The 19,866-nt window shown below is 63.6% G+C and carries 16 protein-coding genes; 8 read left to right on the plus strand and 8 right to left on the minus strand.

Features of this window, described 5'->3' with window-relative positions; translation table 11 throughout:
• Position 1: 1 nt before the first annotated feature.
• From AC070A_RS03000 to AC070A_RS03015, 4 genes are all read left to right on the plus strand, one after another.
• The gene (locus tag AC070A_RS03000; protein WP_058326781.1) at positions 2-1,162 is read left to right on the plus strand and encodes a polyamine ABC transporter substrate-binding protein; all 1,161 of its coding nucleotides are present in this window, start codon (positions 2-4) and stop codon (positions 1,160-1,162) included.
• Between the two features lie 253 nt (positions 1,163-1,415).
• Entirely contained in the window at positions 1,416-2,282 is an 867-nt protein-coding gene (locus tag AC070A_RS03005) for an ABC transporter permease (RefSeq protein ID WP_058321833.1), read from the plus strand.
• Complete coding sequence (locus AC070A_RS03010) at positions 2,282-3,100, plus strand: ABC transporter permease (RefSeq protein WP_057253338.1); 819 nt, start codon at positions 2,282-2,284, stop codon at positions 3,098-3,100. The genes AC070A_RS03005 and AC070A_RS03010 overlap by 1 nt, the downstream gene beginning before the upstream one ends.
• A 4-nt stretch (positions 3,101-3,104) precedes the next feature.
• Complete coding sequence (locus AC070A_RS03015) at positions 3,105-3,866, plus strand: SDR family NAD(P)-dependent oxidoreductase (protein WP_112994758.1); 762 nt, start codon at positions 3,105-3,107, stop codon at positions 3,864-3,866.
• Between the two features lie 276 nt (positions 3,867-4,142).
• Here the strand turns inward: AC070A_RS03015 and AC070A_RS03020 are convergent, their stop codons facing one another.
• The 7 genes from AC070A_RS03020 to AC070A_RS03050 form a co-directional block, all read right to left on the minus strand.
• Entirely contained in the window at positions 4,143-4,949 is an 807-nt protein-coding gene (locus tag AC070A_RS03020; RefSeq protein WP_093234423.1) for a class I SAM-dependent methyltransferase, read from the minus strand.
• A gap of 956 nt (positions 4,950-5,905) precedes the next feature.
• Positions 5,906-7,564 (minus strand): thiourocanate hydratase, encoded by a 1,659-nt coding sequence (ertB, locus tag AC070A_RS03025; RefSeq protein ID WP_112994756.1) that lies wholly within the window; start codon positions 7,562-7,564, stop codon positions 5,906-5,908.
• A 333-nt stretch (positions 7,565-7,897) separates the two neighbouring features.
• Entirely contained in the window at positions 7,898-8,227 is a 330-nt protein-coding gene (locus AC070A_RS03030) for a TfoX/Sxy family protein (RefSeq protein ID WP_058321830.1), read from the minus strand.
• Between the two features lie 12 nt (positions 8,228-8,239).
• A complete protein-coding gene (ertC, locus tag AC070A_RS03035) occupies positions 8,240-9,337 on the minus strand; it encodes a thiohydantoin desulfurase (RefSeq protein WP_113737748.1) in 1,098 nt (365 codons plus the stop codon).
• Position 9,338: 1 nt separating this feature from the next.
• Positions 9,339-10,622: a Zn-dependent hydrolase gene (locus AC070A_RS03040; RefSeq protein WP_492384684.1), complete on the minus strand. Its 1,284-nt coding sequence runs from the start codon at positions 10,620-10,622 to the stop codon at positions 9,339-9,341.
• Positions 10,622-11,998, minus strand: a complete 1,377-nt coding sequence (ertD, locus tag AC070A_RS03045; protein WP_492384685.1) for a hydantoin-5-propionate amidohydrolase — start codon at positions 11,996-11,998, stop codon at positions 10,622-10,624. The genes AC070A_RS03040 and ertD overlap by 1 nt, the downstream gene beginning before the upstream one ends.
• 28 nt (positions 11,999-12,026) lie before the next feature.
• A complete protein-coding gene (locus AC070A_RS03050) occupies positions 12,027-13,565 on the minus strand; it encodes an aromatic amino acid lyase (protein ID WP_058321826.1) in 1,539 nt (512 codons plus the stop codon).
• 219 nt (positions 13,566-13,784) lie between these two features.
• On the opposite strand from AC070A_RS03050, the gene AC070A_RS03055 reads away from it, so the two are divergent.
• Positions 13,785-14,963: a LysR family transcriptional regulator gene (locus AC070A_RS03055; protein ID WP_162733645.1), complete on the plus strand. Its 1,179-nt coding sequence runs from the start codon at positions 13,785-13,787 to the stop codon at positions 14,961-14,963.
• 102 nt (positions 14,964-15,065) lie between these two features.
• Here AC070A_RS03055 and AC070A_RS03060 read toward each other — a convergent pair whose 3' ends face one another.
• A complete protein-coding gene (locus AC070A_RS03060; protein ID WP_113737747.1) occupies positions 15,066-16,037 on the minus strand; it encodes a GlxA family transcriptional regulator in 972 nt (323 codons plus the stop codon).
• Between the two features lie 108 nt (positions 16,038-16,145).
• On the opposite strand from AC070A_RS03060, the gene bcoG reads away from it, so the two are divergent.
• From bcoG to AC070A_RS03075, 3 genes are all read left to right on the plus strand, one after another.
• On the plus strand, positions 16,146-17,048 hold the full coding sequence (gene bcoG / locus AC070A_RS03065) for a 3-dehydrocarnitine:acetyl-CoA trimethylamine transferase BcoG (RefSeq protein WP_110878435.1): 903 nt from the start codon (positions 16,146-16,148) through the stop codon (positions 17,046-17,048).
• Positions 17,049-17,064: 16 nt separating this feature from the next.
• Entirely contained in the window at positions 17,065-18,558 is a 1,494-nt protein-coding gene (locus tag AC070A_RS03070) for a carnitine 3-dehydrogenase (RefSeq protein ID WP_112996848.1), read from the plus strand.
• Between the two features lie 140 nt (positions 18,559-18,698).
• A complete protein-coding gene (locus tag AC070A_RS03075) occupies positions 18,699-19,859 on the plus strand; it encodes an acyl-CoA dehydrogenase family protein (RefSeq protein WP_113737746.1) in 1,161 nt (386 codons plus the stop codon).
• Positions 19,860-19,866 lie beyond the last annotated feature (7 nt).

Raw genomic sequence — 19,866 nt, forward strand, 5'->3', positions numbered from 1 at the left:
CATGAGCAAATGGTACAGAGAAAATGCCCCTATCACCGCCGATCAGCTCTCGGACGAACTGATGCGCCTGAAGCGCGGCTCGGTTACGCGCCGCCACTTCCTCGGCGTCACCGGCCTCGGGCTTGCGACCGCAGTTCTCGCGCGCCAGCCGGGCCTCTTCAATTCCACCGCCTTCGCCGGCGATCTCGGCACGCAGATGTCGATCGCCACCTGGCCGAACTACCATGACCCCGCGACGTTCGAGGCCTTCCAGGCGGCAACCGGCGTTGCCGTCGAGGTCAATGTCTTCGGCTCCAACGAGGAAATGCTGGCGAAGCTCCAGGCCGGCGGCACCGGTTGGGACCTCTTCGTTCCCACCAACTACACGATCTCCACCTATGTGAAGCTCGGCCTCATCGACGAGCTCGATCTGTCGAAGCTGCCGAATTACGACGCCTCGACCGAGACGGCGCGCTTCACAAACGAAGGCGTCGTCGACGGCAAGACCTATGCCGTGCCGAAGAACTGGGGCACAACCGGCATCGCGCTCAACTCCGGAAAGATCAAGACGCCGGTGACCAGCTGGAAGGACTTCTTCGAGATCGCCATGACCGAGGCCGACGGCCGCGCCATGGTCCACGACTACCAGCTCACCACCATCGGCAATGCGCTGGTATCGCTTGGGTTTTCCTTCAACTCGATCAAGCCGGACGAACTAGCCAAGGCCGAGGAGCTGCTGATCAAGGTGAAGCCGCATCTCTACGCCATCAACAGCGACTACCAGCCGTCGATGCGCGCGACCGATGCCTGGATGACCATGTGCTGGACCAATGACGGCGCCCAGCTCAACCGCGACATGCCGGAAATCCAGTTCGTGCTCGGCAAGGACGGTGGTGAAATCTGGTCGGATTTCTACGCGATCCCGAAGAGTGCCGCCAACAAGGCCGCTGGCTATGCCCTGCTGAACTATCTGATGGCGCCGGAAAACGCCATGAAGGAGCACATCGCCAACGGCGCACCAACCACCGACAGCCGCGTGCTGAAGCTGCTGCCGGCCGACGTGACCGGCAACAAGATCGTCTATCCGGACGAGGCATCGCTGACCCCGCTCGAATTCGGCGCCGCCGTGACGCTGACCGACCCCGGCCGCGCAGAGCTGATGGCGCGCTTCAAGTCGGCTTGAACCTGGAAATTGCCCCTCATCCGCCTGCCCGCTTGCTGGGAGAAGGAACAAGCGGCGAGCTCCCTGCCCTCTTGCTTCTGTCGGAAGAGAGGGACCAAGCGAGGGCCACGAGTGTCCTTCGCCCCGAAAGCGGGGAGAAGGTGGCCGGCAGGCCGGATGAGGGGCGCTTACCCACTGTGTGCAGAAGAGGGGCATTTTCCCTCACCGCGCCAAGCAGACCGAAACACGACTGAAACTCGAACGGATGAACTTTATGCCCGCGGCAACGAACACGAAGAGAAACCTGGTGACGGCGGCGCTGGTGGCGCCGGCGGCGGCTTGGCTGATGATCTTCCTCGTGCTGCCATTCATCGCCATGCTGGTCTTCGCTTTCGGCGAACGCGCACCGGAAGGCGGCTATCAGGCGGCCTTCACCTTTGCCCAGTTCGCCAACCTGCCGACACGTGCGGCGGCCTTCTGGAACACGCTCGTTCTCGCGCCGATCGGCGCGCTCGCCTGCCTGCTGATCGCCTATCCGGTCGCCTATTATCTCGCGGTCAAGGCGAACCCGCGCTACCGGCTGATCCTCGTATCGCTGGTGGTCGTACCCTTCTGGACCAGCCTGCTCGTGCGCACCTATGCCTGGATGTACATCCTTGGCTCGCGCGGCATCCCGAACCTTTTGTCGATGATCGGCATCGAGGACGTGAGGATGCTCAACACGCCCGGGGCCGTGCTGCTCGGCATCGTCTACGGCTACCTGCCGCTAATGATCATGCCGATTTATGTGAGCCTCGAAAAACTCGACCGCCGGCTGCTCGAAGCCTCCGCCGATCTCGGCGCCAAGCCGGTCTCGACCTTCTTCGGCGTCACCCTGCCTTTGTCGCTACCAGGGGTGATGACCGGTGTCGCGCTGGTGACCATCCTGCTTCTTGGCGAATACCTGATCCCGCAGCTCTTGGGCGGCGGCAAAGTGTTCTTCATCGGCAATGCACTGGTCGATCTCTTCCTGCAATCGCGCAACTGGCCCTTCGGCTCGGCGATCGCCGTCACCCTCGTTGCCGTTGTCGTGGTGATCCTGATGGTGGCGATGCGCATTGCCTTCCGCGTTGCCGGCACAAGACAGGTGGATCTCGTCTGATGCGCGCCTTTATCTCTTCCGTCTATCTCTTCCTCTACGCGCCGATCGCGCTCGTCGTCTTGTTCTCCTTCAACGCCGGGCGTAACGCCAGCGAGTTCACCGGGTTTTCGACCGCCTGGTACGGCAAGGCGCTGGGCAACACCTTCCTGGTCTCGGCCTTGCAGAACAGCCTGCTAATCGCCTTCACCAGCGCCACGCTTGCGGCGATCTTCGGCACCATGGCGGCCCTTGGCATGGAGCGGCTGGCGCCGCGCAACCGGGCGATCTTCGATGCGCTCTTTGCAGCGGCAATCGTCGTGCCCGGCGTCGTCATCGGCATCGCGACGCTGGTGGCGTTGGTCGCCGTCTTCTCCTTCATCAATCCGGCGCTCGCCACCATCTGGCCGGGCGATCAGCCGCCGCAGCTCGGCCTCGGCTACGGCTCGATCATCGCCGCCCACGGCCTGTTCTCGATGGCGCTGGTGACGATGATCGTGAAGGCCCGCATCGCCAGCCTCGGCCGCGATATCGTCGAGGCTTCGAGCGACCTTTACGCGACACCGCTCACGACCTTCCGGCTGATCGTGCTGCCGCAGATCCTGCCGTCGATCCTCGCCGGCTTTCTTCTGGCCTTCACCTTCTCCTTCGACGATTTCATCATCGCCTTCTTCGTCGCGGGCTCGAAAACCACGCTACCGATCTACGTCTTCGCCTCGATCCGCCGCGGCGTGACGCCCGAGATCAACGCGATCGCGACGCTGGTGCTTGTCGCCTCGCTGCTTCTGATCCTGACCGCCCGCATCCTGATGCGAGAGAAGAAAACAAAATCCGGGGAGTGAAACCATGATCCTGAAAGACCGGGTCGCGATCGTGACCGGAGCCGGCTCCGGGATCGGTCAGGCGGGTGCTGCCATCATGGCGCGCGAGGGCGCCCATGTCGTCGTCGTCGACCGCAGCCTTGCGGCTGCCAGCACCGCCGTCGCGGCGATCGCCGCCAAGGGCGGCAGCGCCGAGGCGCTGGCGATCGACGTCACCGACGACGCAGCGCTCAGCGATGGTATCGCCGATATCCTCTATCGCCACGGCAGCATCGACATTCTGCACAACCATGCCGGCGCTCAAGTGGCGGGCGATCTCGAAGAGGTCGAGATTTCGGGCTTCGACCGTTCCTGGAACCTCAACGTCCGCGCCCATTTCATGGCCGCACGCCTCGTCGTGCCGTCGATGAGGGCGGCCGGCCGCGGCGTCATCGTCAATACCTCGTCCTCCTCAGGCGTGCTCTATGATCGCGAGATGATCGCCTACACCACCACCAAACACGCCGTCATCGCCATGACCAAGCAGATGGCCGGCGACTACGCACGCCACGGCATCCGGGTCAACGCGCTCTGCCCCGGCTGGGTCGACACGCCCTTCAACGAGCCCTTCATCGCCCAGATGGGCGGGCGCGGCGCGATCGAATCCTATATCCGCGAAAAGGTGCCGCTCGGCCGCTGGGCAAGTGTCGACGAGATCGCCGAGTCGATCCTCTTCCTCGTCTCCGACCGCTCCTCCTACATGACCGGCCAGATCCTGGTGGTGGATGGCGGCGAGACGGTGGTGTGAAGACCGGACGTTGACGTCGCGTCCCCTTTAGGTTTCGAAGTGCGGCGGCGACACCGCACTTCCTTCATTTCTGGCGCAACAAAGCCACGGACAACTGGGCTGGTTAGGCGCGTCTCCTATCCTCCCTCATTTCTGTGCTTGTCACAGAAATCCAGCCACGGCGCGTCCGCGCCGTGAATGACTTTTGAGAACGCCGGATCGAAGGTGCCTTTCGCGCCACCGACGCGCCGCTGCTGGATCCCTGTGACGAGCACAGGGATGAGGTTGGCGACCTTATCAAGCCTCCGGAACCGTCCCCCGGCATGCCCAAGCCACCGCCGCAAAGGACCGTGGGCCGTCAGGCTGGCCGGCCTCATAGGCCGCGCGTACTGCCGCGTCGACCTTTGCCCGCAGTCCCTGATCCAGCGAGCCAACATATTTGCCCAAGGGTCCCTCGCCCGCCGCGATCGGCTGCCAGAAATCCTCGAACGACTGATAGTCCATGCGGATCATCAGCGACGTCTGCTCGACCTTTTCAAGGCCATGCGCGGCAAAGCTCTGCATCATCTCACCCGGCCGCATCATCGGCTGGAAGCAATATCGGCTGCGTATTTGTTCCGCATTCTCATCGAGCATCGCCGCCGTATCGAGCACCATGCGCATGCCCGGCATGCCGCCAAGGTGATCCCAGACCACGGCGGCGACCACGCCGCCCGGCCGCGTGACCCGGCGCATCTCGGCAACCGCCTTTCCCGCCTCTGGAACGAAATGCAGCACCAGCAGCGCCAGCGCCCGGTCGAAAGAAGCATCGGCAAAGGGAAGCGCGCAGGCATCGGCCTGCTGAATCTTGATCCTCGGATCGGTGTTGGCCTTAATCGCCGCTTCGACGAAGACGGGGGAAAAATCGATCGCGGTAATCTCGCTGAGATCGGCCGCGTGCGGCAGCGCAAAGGTCAGGCTCCCGGTGCCGCAGCCGACGTCCAGCACCCGTTCGCCGTCGGCAATGCCGGCAAAATCGATGAAGGGCGGCGCCAGCTGCCGGCTCCACCGCCCCATCAACTGTTCATAGCCGGTCGCACTCTGCACATTGAAGCTCGATGTCATCGGTGCCCCCCAGAGCCGCAGGGAGCGCATTGTACCGCGCGCCACGCCTTGCACCAAGGCGTAGATAGTACGTGCCCGTCCGGTTCCTGATGATGGATGGAGGCGAGATGGCCGTTTAGTGCGGGGCTCAACGCGTCTCGCCATAAATCCGTCAGCCAGACCATTGACGGAACTAATTTTGAAGTGCTCATTAGGAACATCAAGAAAAGGGGAAATAAGCGCCTCTTAACGTCCTTTCTGATAATTGGAGCCGTCTCCATTCTCGCGATAATCATTTAAGTCGGACACGACTGTACTTCTGCAGATGGTGACTGGCGAATGGCAGGCGGTATTTCTGAGGCTCGGGCACCCCTGAAATAAAGTGAAAAAACTCGCATTATGAGCGTAGTTTCCACCTGGATGGAATATGCAGCGCACCTCAACTATCTTATTCATCAGATTTCTATGCATAATATTTGTACTATTTATGGCATTTATCATTGACGCTGGTATTGTTTATTTTTCTCAACACATGGCAATGCCAATTATATTTGGAATATTCTTGAGGTCCGCACTTCTCACCGCTTGGCTAGCGATAATATTTGCCATAGTTGAACTTATTAACAACATCTCTGGTTCAATATCTAATTATACTCTTTTTAGATCATTGATGATCTCAGACATGATATTCGTAAATTCTATTATAGCATTTGTTTTCTATAATATATATTATTTTGGATCCGGATCGCCGGCGGTATCTATTGCAGACTCTGACGGAATTCTTGTTGACAAAGGCCAGTTTACTATGCTCGGCCTTCACAAGACAGTTTCAAATATCGCTACATCTACTTTTTCCGCACTATTTCTACATTTCATGTTTTTGCTTCATGCACTCGCAATCACCAGGCGCACAGATTAAAACGGCTCGAATCAAGGATTTATTGAGGCTCCACTCGGGAAACCTCTCACGCCTCGTCTCACACCTTCACATGCCCGATGCCCTTGGCAGCAATCTCCTCGAAACTCTCGTCGTAGCCGGCATCGGCATAGCGGATGACACCGAGAGCGGTATCATTGGTGAGCGCATGGTCGAGCCGCTCGTCGGCCTCAGCCGTGCCGTCGGCAACGACGGTCACGCCGCAGCTGGTCATATAGCCGGCATAGCCGCCGCCGCCGGAATGCACGACGACGAGATCGGCCATCGACGAGCAGAGCAGCATGGCGTCGAGCAAGGGCCAGTCGGCGATCGCGTCCGATCCGTCCTTCATCCGCTCGGTCATGATGTTCGGGTGCGCCATGGCGCCGGCATCGAGATGGTCGCGCGAGAACGCGATCGGTCCCTTGAGTTCGCCGGATGCGACCAGCTCGTTGACGCGCCGCGCCAGTGCCGTGCGCTCGCCATGGCCGAGCCAGGCGATGCGGGCCGGCAGGCCCTCGAAGGGGATATGCTGACGTGCGAGCTTGATCCAGTTGGTGATGATCTTGTTGTCCGGGAACATCTCCAGCAAAAGGTCGTCGATGCGGGCGATGTCGCTCTCCTCGCCTGACAGCGCCATCCAGCGGAACGGCCCGATGGCGCGGGCAAAAAGCGGCCTGAGATAGGCTTCGGTGAAGATCGGAATGTCGAAGGCATTGGCAACGCCGCCCTCGCGGGCCTGGGTGCGGATCAGGTTGCCGTTGTCGAAGACTTCCGAGCCCTTTTTCTGGAAGTCGAGCATCGCCTTGACGTGTTCGACGATCGAGGCACGGCTTGCCGCCATCAATTGCCCCTGGCCGTCATCGCGCAGCGACTTCACCTGGTCGAGGCTCATGCCCTTCGGCACGTAGCCGTAGACGAGATCATGCGCCGAGGTCTGGTCGGTCACCACGTCGGGCACGATGCCGCGCCGTGCGATTTCCGGGTAGATTTCCGCCGCATTGCCGACGAGGCCGACGGAAAGCGCGCGCTTCTCCTTCACGGCCGCGTCGATCATCGCCAGCGCCGCATCGAGATCCGGCGCGATCTCCTGGAGATAGCCGATCTCCCGGCGCTTCTTCGCCCGCTCCGCATCAATGTCAACGCAGAGGATCGCAGCCCCCGCCATGCGGCCGGCTAGCGGCTGCGCCCCGCCCATGCCGCCGAGCCCCGCCGTCAGCACGAAACGACCGAAGAGATCGCCGCCGAATCGGCGCTCGGCGATGCGCATGAAAATCTCGTAGGTGCCCTGGATCACCCCCTGGCTGCCGATATATTGCCAGGCGCCGGCCGTCAGCCCGCCCCAGCAGATCAGCCCCTTGCGCTGCAATTCGTAGAACACCTCGGCCTTCGCCCATTGGCCGACGATGTTGCAGTTGGCCATGATGACGAGCGGCGCCTTGGCATGGGTCTTCAACAGCCCCACCGGCTTGCCCGACTGGATGATGAGCGTCTGGTCTTCGTCCATCTCGGTGAGCGCCTTGACGATGGCGCGATGCGCCGGCCAGTTGCGCGCCGCCTTGCCGAGGGCGGCATAGACGATGAGATTGTCCGGATCCTCGCCGACGGAGAGCACATTTTCGAGCAGCCGCAGCAGCGCCTCCTGCCGCCAGCCCTTGGCGCGCAGCTCCGGCCCGCCAGGGATCGGGAAACCAGGGTGACGGGGGTTGGCCTTGGGCATTGTCCTGTTCCTCATTGTTGTCTCGGCGGGGTGATTGCCCCTCTCATTCATGTCGGCAGAAGGTCGCTGCCCCCATTTACGTCGGCGGGAGTCGCTGCCCCTCACCCTAGCCCTCTCCCCGCTTGCGGGGAGAGGGGATGGCGTTGCGTTTGCCTCGGTTGCCGAATGCGAACCGCGGCCGTTTCCCCTTCCACGATCGGCCGGTGAATGGCGCACCGCGTGCCACACGCACTGCGGAGAATGGCGGCCACGTCCCCTCTCCCCGCCTGCGGGGAGAGGGTTAGGGTGAGGGGCAACCCCGCCAACACTTATTGGCGGGCAGACCACCAACCTTCACTTCGGCGGCAGCGTCTCGACGAAGGCAATCGCCCCATCGAGCAGCCGCCGGCGCAAGGCATCGTCGCCATAGGCATCCGCACCCGCGCGCACCCAGCCATGCATCGCGCGTCCGTTCATCACCATCAGCTCGATATCGGGCAGCGCAAGCGCCCAGCCGTCATTGCCCTTGCCGAGCCGCACCAGCAGCGAACCCTCGCGTGCGCCAAGGAGCAGGTTGCCATGCAGCAGATAGGCCCAGCCACCGAACATCGCCTTCTCCGAGAGCCCGGCGCGATCGCCGAGCTCCTCGCGGATCAGCTCTTCCAACCCGGCATCGCGTGCCATGGCTCTCTCCCGTCAGCTCCGACCCGAAAGCGCGTAGCGGGCAAGCTCGATGCCCATCGCCTTTTCGACAGACGGATAAACCGTCGGGTCGAGCACGCTGGACGAAAGCGGGATCACCGTCTTTGCCACATGCAGCACGAAGATCCTCATGCCCACCTGAAGCTGGCCTACGCTCAAGGGCTCGCCCTCCGGTGACAGCGTGGTGATGACGTCGGGGAAGGTCGCAAGCCGCCGACCTTCCGCAGAGTCAACCGCCATATACTCGTTCATCACGTGCAGTACCGTCGAGTCAGCGCCCTTCCCCAGCGTGACCGTGCCGATATCGAAGGCTTCCTTGGTATAGACGACCGATTTGTCGGTAATCGTACCTTCGGCGAGGATCGCGCCATTGGTTGCTTTGACGATCGCGTCGATGATGGCGCTGCCGCCCTTGGCTTCGGCCGCAATGATCGCTTCGCCGAGCGCAAGCGCCAGCGAGATGCCGCCGAGCGCCGCATTGTCCCGGACATAGGAAGCACGCACCGGATTGCGGCACGAGGCGATGAAGCCGCCGGACATGTCGGAGGCCGTGCGCAGGATCGGCGAGACCTTGGCGGTGGCGCCGCGCACCACCAGTTCGATATAGCGGTTCTCGTCGCGATTACCGCCGACGGCCGTCTGGATCATTGGTTCGGGCGAGCCGGCAAGGCCGATCGACCCCATGTCGCCGGTCGGATGCGCGCGGAGGTCGCCGACGGCATCGACCACCTTGGTGCCGAGGATCGCCGAAGGCAGCCAGCCGTTCAGCGTCGAGGACTTGCCGTTCTGGCCGATGATCAGGCCCGAGAGCTTCTCGCCGAGCGCCTCCTGCAAAAGCTGCACGGCCTTGACGTAATCGACGCCGCGCATCTCCCAGGGCGTGGTGGAGGCAGGCGCCCCGATGGCGGCTGCCGTCGCCACCCAGTCATTGGCGTCGAGCTCGTCAATCGAGACCAGCTCCGGCTTGCCGATCGAGACCGCGGCGTAGCCAAGCATGCGCCCATGGTCGGCCCAGCCGCCACCGCCCGCCGCATAGACGGAACCGCCCTTGACCGCCGCCTCGACGTCCTTTTCCTTCAGTATCCGGCCCATCTCACACCTTCTCCTGCAATCTCTTGTCGAGCCTCTTCACCGCATCGAAGAGCACGGCGGCGCCAAGCGCGATGTCGTCGTTCTCAGCCCATTCCTCCGGCGCATGCGAGCGCCCACCGAGGCACGGTATGAAGATCATCGCCGAGCGGGTGATCCGGCCCATCCAGGCGGTGTCATGCCCGGCCCCGGACGCCATGCGTCGATGCTTCGCGCCGATCGCATCGCAGCTTTCTTCGAGCGTCGAAAGCAGCAGCGCGTCGCCCGGCGTCGGATGGTTATCGGAAATCACATTGGCAGGCGCGATCGTCACGCCCGACGCTTCGGCAACGCTCTGGCAAAGAGGGCCGAGTTCGGTCAGGAACCGCTCCATTTGCGGCCGCAGCTCGGCGCGCGCATCGATCAGCAGCCGCACCCTGGAGGGCACCACATTGGCGGCGTTCGGCTCGATCGAGAACTCGCCGACCGTTGCGGTGAAATGGCCCTCGCCCTTCGAAAACTCCGTTGCCAGCCGCTCGATCTCCAGCACGAGCCGCGAGGCGGCAACCAGCGCATCGCGCCGATGCCCCATCGGCGTCGTGCCGGCGTGATCCGCCTGCCCCTCGACGACGATCTCGATGCGGGTGATGCCGGAGATGGCGGTAACGACCCCAACATCGAGCCGCCCGGTTTCCAGCACCGGCCCCTGCTCGATATGCAGTTCAAGGAAAGCCTTGATGTCGGAGCGCTTCGAACCCGAAAGCCGCGACGGGTCGCCGCCGACCTCGACGATGCCCTGCCGCAAACTGAGTTCGCCCTGGGTACGGCTCAACCAGCCATCCGGAAGAACGCCCGCCATGCCACGGCTGCCGGCACAGGAGACGCCGAAGATCGACACTTCCTCCGCCAGGAAATCGACGATCTCCAGATCATGGTCGAGTTCGATGCCGTTGTCCGTCAGCGCCCGCGCCACTTCCAGCGCCGCCGCAACGCCGGCGATACCGTCGAAACGTCCGCCATCCGGCACCGTGTCGGAATGGGAGCCGAGCATGATCGTGCCGAGCACCGATTTGCGCCCCTTGCGCCGGCCGATCAGATTTCCGGCGGCGTCGATCCGGGTTTCGAGACCGGCTGCGCGGAAGCGCCGGTCGAGGAAGGCGCGGCCCTCGAGGAACAGCGGCGTGAAAGCGCGGCGTGTGTAGGGCCGGTCGAGCTCGGTGATGCCGGCCAAACCGTTGACGATGCCGGCGATGCGGCTGGCATTGACCGGCAGGTTGGCTGGGACTTTGTTATGGGCCGTCTTGATCATTACGCCTCCTGCAGCGCAAGCGTCGGCAACGGGCGCACGAACTGCCCGACACCGGGTTCGGCCAGAACCTGCCGACCGTCGAAGGCGAGCCTGCCGCGCAGATACGTGGCACTTACCCGCCAGGGCAACCTGATGCCGTTATAGGGCGACCAGCCGACGACGTTGTGACCGCTTGCCGCCGCATCATAGACAAAGGGCTCGGGCGTCATGACGATGATATCGGCATCCTTGCCGGCTTCGAGTGCGCCCTTCTGATGGTCGAGGCGGAAATGCCGCGCCGGGTTCAGCGTCATCAGTTCGGCTGCCCGAGTCAGCGGAATTCCGCGCTCCAGCGCGCCCTTGACGAAGAGCGGCACCATGGCTTCGAGCCCCGGCACGCCGGAGGCATTGGCCAGCATGTCCGGATTGGTCTTGCGATCCTCCGACCAGCTCACATGATCGGTCGAGACCATCGTCACCGTACCGTCGGCCACATGCCGCCAGAGCTTTTCCACCTCGGCGCGCGGGCGGATCGGCGGATTGATCTTGGCCTTGCCGCCGAGGCGCCGGACGTCGTTTTCCTCGTCGAGCGTCAGATAGTGGATGCAGCACTCGATCGTCGCCGCATGTCCTTGCGCGCGGTAGGCGGCGGCAATCTCGTAGCCACGGCCGAGCGAGCAGTGCACCACATGCGCGGGGCAGCCCGTAGCAGCGCCGGTCTCATAAATCTGGTTGGTGGCAAGCAGTTCCGTCAGCGGCGGGCGCGACAGCCCGTGGGCGCGGTAGTCGGTGATGCCCGCCGCCTTGACCTTATCGATCGCGGCGCGCACCGCCTCGTCGTCCTCGTTGTGGACGCCGGCGGCAAGCCCGGTTGGCGCGATCGCGCGGAAGCAATCTTCAAGGAGCGCCGCCGGAATGCGCGGAAAGCGCTTGGGATCGGTGCCGAAGGTCGAGAACTTGAAGGCGGCGACACCCGCCTCCACCATTTCGCCGATGCGTGCCGGCCCCTCCTCTGGGTCGACGGTGCCATAAAGCGCGAAGTCGACACGCGCCTGCGGACCGGCATGGTCGATCTTGCGGCGAAGGGCTTCAGCCGAGCAGACGAGATTGCCCTCGTCATAGGGCATGTCGACGATGGTGGTGACGCCGCCGGCAGCCGCCGAACGCGTCGACCAGATGAAATCCTCCTGGTTCTTCTGCGACAGCGAATGCACCTGCGAATCCACGGCGCCGGGCAGGATCAGCGCATTCCCGAGATCATGCCGCTCGCGTGCCGCCGGTCCCGCTCCCTGGCCGACATGCACCACCTTGCCGTCGCGAACCGCCACGTGCCCGCCCTCGACGATCCGGTGAGGGAGAACAACGGTGCCTTTCAGAACGAGATCGAAATCGGACATGCTGTACTCCCGATGGGTCAGGTGTGGGTCACTTGCCGAGCGCGAAGAAGTCGTCGAACTCCGGCATCGGTGCGGTGGCGACGAAGGAGCGCAGCAGATCGTGGCAGGTGAAGGCATCCTGCAGCGCCTCGATCTCCTTCGAGAGCGGCCGGTCCTTGAGATACATAGGGCTGACGGAACGGGTCTGGTCGTAGGCGCGCTTGACGACGCCCTGCGGCTGGTCACCGACGAGATCGATCGCCTGCGACGACAGCATCGCCTCGATGGCGGCAAGCTGGCGCAGGTCCCGCACCTGCGTTTCCATGCGCTCGACGATCAGCGGCAGGAAGGTCGCTTCTTCTTCGAGACCGCCGGCAACGACGATCGATTGCGCCGAGAGCGGCACGGCCAGCGACTGCACCCGCATGTAAAGTTCGACGGCGAGCTTCATCAGCGGGCCGAGCCCGGTCGCCACCTCTCCCGGCGCCACGAGATTGACCGAGAGATTGCGACGTCCGCCGTTCGATAGAAGAATGCAGCGGTTCAGCACGTTGCGCGCCGCATGGGAAAAGGCGATCTGTGCCGCCTCGATATAGAGCGTTGTGGTCAGCGGCAGCGACGCGCCGGAAGAATGGACCTGCCCGCCAAGCACCACCGGGTTGTCGTCGGAGAGATAGGTCGCCTCCACCAGCCGCCCAGCGGCAACCATCAGCGTGTCGACTACGGCCCCGAAGACCTGGGCGGTCATGCGCAGGCTGAGCGGATCGTGGATGGCCGTCGGCACCGGCCAGTCTGCAACACCGGATTGACCGTAGAGCCAGGAGCCGACCAGCGCCTCGCCGCGGGTCGAGAGCGTTGCCGCCACCCGCCACGGATCGGCCGACGCGCCAAGCGCTAAGGATGACATAACGCCGGTGACGAGCAGCACGCGGATCGCGGCCGCCGCCTCGCGCAGCACGTTGGCCGCCGCGGCGAAGGAAATGGCATTGACGCTGAGCGCCGCCAGCGCGTCGCGCGGCTGCATGACGAATGGCTTCAGGCCCGCTTCGGCAAGCGCCGTCTCGGCCGAAACGAGGCGCCCTTGATAGTAGGCCTCGCCGACGCCTGTCAGCACCGAGGCGATCTGCCCCATCAGCCCGATATCGGCGCAGCCCATCGAGCCGTGCCGGCGCACGGCCGGAATGATGTCGGACGCAAGAAGGGACAGAAACGCCCGGATCAGATCCGGGCTGCAGCCGGTGTGGCCGCGCATGGCGGTGTTGACGCGGATGGCGATCGCCATGCGCACGATCGCCGGCGCGAAGAACTCGCCGGTGCCGAAGTGATGGGCTCTGACCAGCGAATTGTTGAATTCAGCCAGATCGTCGGCCGTCCAGAGACGGTCCTTCATCGAGCCGACGCCGGTGTTGGAACCATAGACGGGAAGCCCCATCGCGACACGCTCGGCAACCACCTTGTGGGCGGCGGCCACCCGTTCCATGCCGCCGTCATCGGCCACCGGCCGAACCCTTCCCGTCCCGATGTCCTCGAGCGTCGCGAAGTCCAGCGGTTTCCCGCAGAGAACGATGGTTTTGACCTGGTGCAGCATGCCGATGGATACCTTTCCGCGCCGGACTCGCTTCGGTTTCGAAACGGTGCGCGGATGCTCTGATGTCTCGCAACCGCCGCTCGCAAGGCCTTGGTTGCTTTATGCATGCTATGCGCTTATCGCCCGCTCGTGCTATATCCCAAATCTGGAACGGGCAATGCGTAATCATGGACATGCCATCGGCGCATGGTACCGCTCGTCTGGCAGAAGGATCGCCGAATGGACTTGGCAACGATCGTGATCGTCGATGCGGTGCTCCGCGAAGGCGGCATCCGCCGCGCCGCCAAGCTCAGCGGACGCGCGCCTTCAAGCGTCAGCGCCGCCATCAAGCGCTTTGAACAGGCGATCTCCATGTCGCTGTTCCGGCGAGAAGAAACCGCACTCGTCCTGACGCTCGAAGCGCGTGCCCGCGCGACTGAAATCAGGGAGGCAACGACCAAGATTGCTGCCATCATGGAGGCGGCAGGTAAGGAGGCGATCGATCCCACGCCGCCGATCGGCCTCGTCGCGCTCGATCGCTTCGTCCGGATCGCCCGCTCCGGCAGCATCCGCGCCACCGCCAAGGCGCTCGGCCTCGGTCAGCCGCAGCTGACACGGCAGATGGCCGACCTTGAACGCCATCTCGGCAGCCGCCTGTTCGAGCGCTCTCATGGCGGTGTCCTCGGCACGGCAACCGCTGAGCGGATCATTCCATTGGTCGAGGCCCTGCTCGACATCTGGGCGCGGTTGACACACGCATCGGCCGATCGCTTCCGCCGCGACGCCGCGACCTGGCGCCTAGGCGCCGTCATGCCGCTCGGTCCCGAAAGCGAGATCGCCCGCATGCTGGCGGCGCTGACGGCGAACTGGCAACGCACCCGCCCGCGCCAGCCGCTATACATATCCAGCACCACGGCGGATGAACTTTTGGCTGGCCTCAGAAGCAGGCGGTTCGACGCCGCCCTTCTCGATGTCGCCGAGATCCCCTTGGATTGCGACGGCCGGCTGGTGTCGCAGATGCCGCTGGCGCTGGCAGGCCCCGCCTCCGTCCTTTCCGCATTCGCAGGCGACCTGCCAAGGTTGCTCGCCGCCTGCCCGATCGCAGTGCCAAGCGTCAGGAGCGGATTGCGCCGCGAGACCGCCCGCTTCCTCGACGACACGCTTGATGAGACCGAGCGTCGCCGCATCGCCCTCGTCGAAGTCGATTCCATTCCTGTTATCATCAACCTCGTCGCTCAACACGGCTACCTCTCGGTGCTGCCGGAATCCTCGCTCGCAAGGATGCACCGGCCTCCGGCGATGATCCGGCTTGGCCCTGCTTATCGGCAATCCCTCACACTTGTCTGGCCGCGCGGCGCTTTCGCCGGCGAGATCGGCGAGTTGATGATTTCGATGATGCGGGCGAGCCCACAGGCCTGATGGCAACGGTGCCGCCGGCGGAATCAAACTTTGATCCCCTGCGGCCAACCGCCTGAAACGACTCGGAAAACTTCCTTCTAAATCAACACATGAAGTGGGTGTTCAAGTCTTGAGCTTCAGTCGTCGCCGGGTCTCGCTCGGGCTCTCGCGATAATGCGCCCGGTAGCTTCGCGAGAAGGACGACGACGAGTTGAAGCCGGAGATCGCCGCGATGTCGGCAAATTCCAGACGTGTCTCGATCACCTTGCGCCGCGCCGCATTGAGGCGAAGCGCAAGGTAATGCTCGTGCGGCGCGACGCCCATCGTGTCGCGAAAGAGATCCTGCAGGTGGCGCGTGCCGACACCGATGCGGCGGGCAAGCCGCGCCAGCGTCAACGGCGCTTCCACGGTTTCCTCCATCAGCTTGACGGCGGCGCCGACGCGCGGATCGAGGATGCGCATGTTGCCGATCGCCGGCATCTGCAGGAGGTCGCCGCGGGTGCGCTCCTGCTCGTAGATGAAGAGGCGCGACACTTCGAGCGCCAGCGAGTAGCCGTGCGCACGGCGGATCAGTTCCAGCATCAGATCGAGCGTCGGCAGCGAGCCGCCGGTCGTGATGCGCTTGCCGTCGATGACGAATCGCTCGCGCACCATGGTCACCTGCGGATAGCTGGTGGTGAAATCCTCGAAATCCTCCCAGTGGGTGGTGGCGCTGAAATTGTCAAGCAGGCTGGTTTCAGCGAGCAGCCATGAGCCGGATTCAATGCCGGCCATCAGCTCGCGATGCCGGGCAGTCTGCGAAAGCAGCATCTTCAGTTGCGAGGTGGCGCTACGCTGCCAGTTGTAGCTCGAGAGGATGAAGAGCGGCGACGTTTCGCGCTGCGGCCGGAAGATGCCCGAGACGGGGATGGGTATGCCGCTCTTTGTCTCGATCGGCGCGCCGTCCGGGCTGTAGATCGTCCAGTCGTAGAGCGGCCGCCCGGCGATGCGGTTGGCCGCGCGCATCGGCTCGATGACGGAGGCAACGAGGATCAAATTGGTCTCCGGCAGCACCAGGATATCGACGTGCTGCACCTGCGAAACGTTCTGATCCATGCCCAAACTTCTCCGCTCTGTCGCCGATAATGTATAGGATGCAGCCGATAATGAAAAGCAGCGGCGCCCTTCTTGGCTCGTAATGGTCTCAATAAAAGGGAGACAGCAATGCCGCTCAGCATGAACCGCGAGGTATTCATCACCTGTGCCGTCACCGGCTCGGGAGACACCGTTTCGAAGTCCAGCCATGTTCCGATCACGCCGAAACAGATCGCCGAAGCGGCGGTCGAGGCAGCCAAGGCCGGGGCCGCCGTGATCCACTGCCACGTTCGCGATCCGGAAACCGGCGCGCCCTCCCGCAGGCTCGATCTCTACCGGGAAGTGACCGACCGCATCCGCTCCGCCGATATCGATATCGTGTTGAACCTGACGGCCGGCATGGGCGGCGACCTGGTGTTCGGCAATGTCGAAAGCCCCTTGCCCGTCAACGAGAAGGGCACCGACATGGCCGGCGCCACCGAGCGTGTCGCCCATGTGGCCGAGTGCCTGCCGGAAATCTGCACGCTCGACTGCGGCACCATGAACTTCTCGCTCGGCGATTATGTCATGACCAACACGCCATCGATGCTGCGGGAAATGGCCCGCCAGATGACGGCACTCGGCGTGCGCCCCGAGATCGAAGCCTTCGACACCGGCCACCTCTGGTTCGCCAAGCAGCTCGCCGAGGAAGGCCTGATCGAGGATCCGGTACTGATCCAGCTCTGCATGGGCATTCCGTGGGGCGCGCCGGATGACCTCAACACCTTCATGGCGATGGTCAACAACGTGCCTGATAACTGGACCTTCTCGGCCTTCTCCATCGGCCGCAATGCGCTCGCCTATCCGGCAGCGGCGATCCTTGCCGGCGGCAACGTCCGCGTCGGCCTCGAAGACAACCTCTATATCGGCAAGGGCCAGCTCGCCACCAACGGCCAGCTCGTCGAGAAAGCCGTCGGCGTCATCGAAGGCATGGGCGCCAAGATCATCGGACCGAAAGAGGTCCGCGAGAAACTGAAGCTGACGAAGCGCTGAGCAAGGGCAGAACACCATGAGCTTTATCACCAAAGCAGCCTGTGTCGGCGGCGGCGTTATCGGCGGCGCCTGGGTTGCGCGTTTCGCGCTCGCCGGAATCGACGTGAAGATCTTCGACCCGCATCCGGAAGCCGAACGCATCATCGGCGAAGTCATGGCCAATGCCGAGCGTGCCTATGCGATGCTGACCATGGCCCCGCTGCCGCCGAAGGGAAAACTCACCTTCTGCAAGAGCATCGAGGAAGCGGTCGAAGGTGCTGACTGGATTCAGGAAAGCGTGCCGGAGCGGCTCGAACTGAAGCGCGGCGTCATCACCAAGATCGATGCGGCCGCAAAGGCCGATGCGCTGATCGGCTCGTCCACCTCGGGTCTTTTGCCCTCCGATCTACAAGCCGAGATGCACCATCCCGAGCGCATGTTCGTGGCGCACCCATATAACCCGGTCTACCTGCTGCCGCTCGTCGAACTCGTCGGCGGCAAGAAGACGACGAAGGCGACGATCGAGCGCGCCATGCTGGGCGTCGAGCAGATCGGCATGAAGGGCGTCGTCATCGCCAAGGAGATCGAAGCCTTCGTCGGCGACCGCCTGCTCGAAGCGCTGTGGCGCGAGGCGCTCTGGCTGATCCAGGACGACATCTGCGATACCGAAACGCTCGACAACGTCATGCGTTATTCCTTCGGCATGCGCTGGGCGCAGATGGGCCTGTTCGAGACCTATCGCATTGCCGGCGGCGAAGCCGGCATGCGCCACTTCCTCGCCCAGTTCGGCCCCTGCCTGAAATGGCCCTGGACGAAGTTCACCGACGTCGTCGATCTCGACGACGCGCTGGTCGAAAAGATCGGCGCCCAGTCGGACGCGCAGGCCGCCGGCCGCTCGATCCGCGAACTCGAGCGCATCCGCGACGAAAACCTCGTCGGCATCATGCATGCGCTGAAATCGGGCAATGGTGGCGAAGGCTGGGGTGCCGGCAAGCTGCTCGCCGATTTCGAGGCCAAGCTCTGGGCCAATGCCAAGAAGCCGGAAGCAAACCTCGGCGACGTCAAGCCGCTGCGCATCGTCGACACCAAGGTCAGTGCTGCCTGGGTCGACTACAACGGCCACATGACCGAGCATCGCTATCTCCAGGTCTTCGGCGATACGACCGATGGCCTGCTGCGTCTGATCGGCGTCGATCTCGACTATGTGCGCGACGGCCACAGCTACTACACCGTCGAGACCCACATCCGGAACCTCGGCGAAGCCAGGCTCGGCGACGCGCTCTACTCGACCTGCCAGGTGCTGTCGTCCGACGAGAAGCGCCTGCACATCTTCTCGACGATCTACAACGCTGCGACCAACGAGGCAGTGGCGACCGCCGAGCAGATGGCGCTCCATGTCGACAGCAAGGCCGGCAAGTCCGTGCCGGCACCGGAACACGTATTGAGCAAGCTTGCAGCCATTGCCGAAGCGCATGCGCAGCTGCCGGCACCGGAAGGTGTGGGACGCTTCGTCGGCCAGAAGCGCGCCTGACCGCAACAGCGGCAGGTCACGACAAGGCAGCTTCGCCGCACCGGCGGCGGGGCGGCGAACCGCAAAAGAGGGAGGCTTGAGGAGGCATCTCTCGTTTGCGGAATGGACGTCAGCGGCGCGAAAACGAGGGGTAGAGAACAATGAATTTCGCACTGACCGAAGAACAGCAGATGATCGTCGATACGGTCAGGAGCTTCGTCGAAACGGAAATCTATCCGCATGAGGACGAGGTCGAGCGCACGGGGGTGGTGCCGCGCGAACTCGGGCAGGAGATCGCCCGCAAGTGCAAGGAAATCGGTTTCTTCGGCTGCAATTTTCCCGAAGAGGTCGGCGGCGCCGGCCTCGACCACACCTCCTTCACGCTGGTCGAGCGCGAGCTTGGCCGCGGCTCGATGGGCCTGACCGTCTTCTTCGGCCGCCCCTCGGGCATCCTGATGGCCTGCAATGCCGAGCAGCGCGAGAAATACCTGCTGCCGGCAGTCAAGGGCGACAAGTTCGACGCGCTTGCCATGACCGAGCCGGACGCCGGCTCCGACGTGCGCGGCATGAAGTGTTTCGCCCGCAAGGATGGCGACGACTGGATCGTCAATGGCACCAAGCACTTCATCAGCCATGCCGACATCGCCGATTTCGTCATCGTCTTCATCGCCACCGGCGAAGAGGACACGCCACGTGGCCCGAAGAAGAAGATCACCTGTTTCCTCGTCGACCGCGGCACGCCCGGCTTCGAGATCCGCAAGGGCTACAACTCCGTCTCCCATCGCGGCTACAACAACTGCATCCTCACCTTCGACGATTGCCGCCTGCCCTCGTCCCAGATCCTCGGCGAAGTGCACAAGGGTTTCGACGTCGCCAACGACTGGCTGTTCGCCACCCGCCTGACGGTGGCTACGACCTCGGTCGGCCGGGCGCGCCGCGCCTTCGACTACGCGCTGAACTACGCCGCCGACCGCAAGCAGTTCGGCAAGCCGATCGGCGCCAACCAGGGCGTTTCCTTCAAGCTCGCCGACATGATCACCGAGATCGACGCCGCCGATCTCCTGACGCTGTCTGCCGCCTGGCGGCTCGATAATGGCCTGCCGTCGAACCGCGAGATCGCGTCGGCCAAGGTGTTTGCCACCGAAATGCTCGCCCGCGTCACCGACGAGGCGATCCAGATCTTCGGCGGCATGGGCCTGATGGACGACCTGCCGCTCGCCCGCTTCTGGCGCGACGCCCGCGTCGAACGCATCTGGGACGGCACGTCTGAAATCCAGCGCCACATCATCAGCCGCGACCTGCTCCGGCCGCTGGGAGCGTGATCGGCCG

It is taken from the genome of Ensifer sp. GW101-20A05 (assembly GCF_059424735.1).

Excerpts from the sequence above, each read along its gene's own strand:
- AC070A_RS03055 (WP_162733645.1), top strand. The coding sequence starts at position 13,785 with ATGGACTTGGCAACGATCGTGATCGTCGATGCGGTGCTCCGCGAAGGC.
- ertC (WP_113737748.1), bottom strand. The coding sequence starts at position 9,337 with ATGGGCCGGATACTGAAGGAAAAGGACGTCGAGGCGGCGGTCAAGGGC.
- AC070A_RS03020 (WP_093234423.1), bottom strand. The coding sequence starts at position 4,949 with ATGACATCGAGCTTCAATGTGCAGAGTGCGACCGGCTATGAACAGTTG.
- AC070A_RS03075 (WP_113737746.1), top strand. The coding sequence starts at position 18,699 with ATGAATTTCGCACTGACCGAAGAACAGCAGATGATCGTCGATACGGTC.
- bcoG (WP_110878435.1), top strand. The coding sequence starts at position 16,146 with ATGCCGCTCAGCATGAACCGCGAGGTATTCATCACCTGTGCCGTCACC.
- AC070A_RS03040 (WP_492384684.1), bottom strand. The coding sequence starts at position 10,622 with ATGATCAAGACGGCCCATAACAAAGTCCCAGCCAACCTGCCGGTCAAT.
- AC070A_RS03070 (WP_112996848.1), top strand. The coding sequence starts at position 17,065 with ATGAGCTTTATCACCAAAGCAGCCTGTGTCGGCGGCGGCGTTATCGGC.
- AC070A_RS03030 (WP_058321830.1), bottom strand. The coding sequence starts at position 8,227 with ATGGCACGCGATGCCGGGTTGGAAGAGCTGATCCGCGAGGAGCTCGGC.
- AC070A_RS03005 (WP_058321833.1), top strand. The coding sequence starts at position 1,416 with ATGCCCGCGGCAACGAACACGAAGAGAAACCTGGTGACGGCGGCGCTG.
- ertD (WP_492384685.1), bottom strand. The coding sequence starts at position 11,998 with ATGTCCGATTTCGATCTCGTTCTGAAAGGCACCGTTGTTCTCCCTCAC.
- AC070A_RS03010 (WP_057253338.1), top strand. The coding sequence starts at position 2,282 with ATGCGCGCCTTTATCTCTTCCGTCTATCTCTTCCTCTACGCGCCGATC.
- ertB (WP_112994756.1), bottom strand. The coding sequence starts at position 7,564 with ATGCCCAAGGCCAACCCCCGTCACCCTGGTTTCCCGATCCCTGGCGGG.
- AC070A_RS03050 (WP_058321826.1), bottom strand. The coding sequence starts at position 13,565 with ATGCTGCACCAGGTCAAAACCATCGTTCTCTGCGGGAAACCGCTGGAC.
- AC070A_RS03015 (WP_112994758.1), top strand. The coding sequence starts at position 3,105 with ATGATCCTGAAAGACCGGGTCGCGATCGTGACCGGAGCCGGCTCCGGG.
- AC070A_RS03060 (WP_113737747.1), bottom strand. The coding sequence starts at position 16,037 with ATGGATCAGAACGTTTCGCAGGTGCAGCACGTCGATATCCTGGTGCTG.
- AC070A_RS03000 (WP_058326781.1), top strand. The coding sequence starts at position 2 with ATGAGCAAATGGTACAGAGAAAATGCCCCTATCACCGCCGATCAGCTC.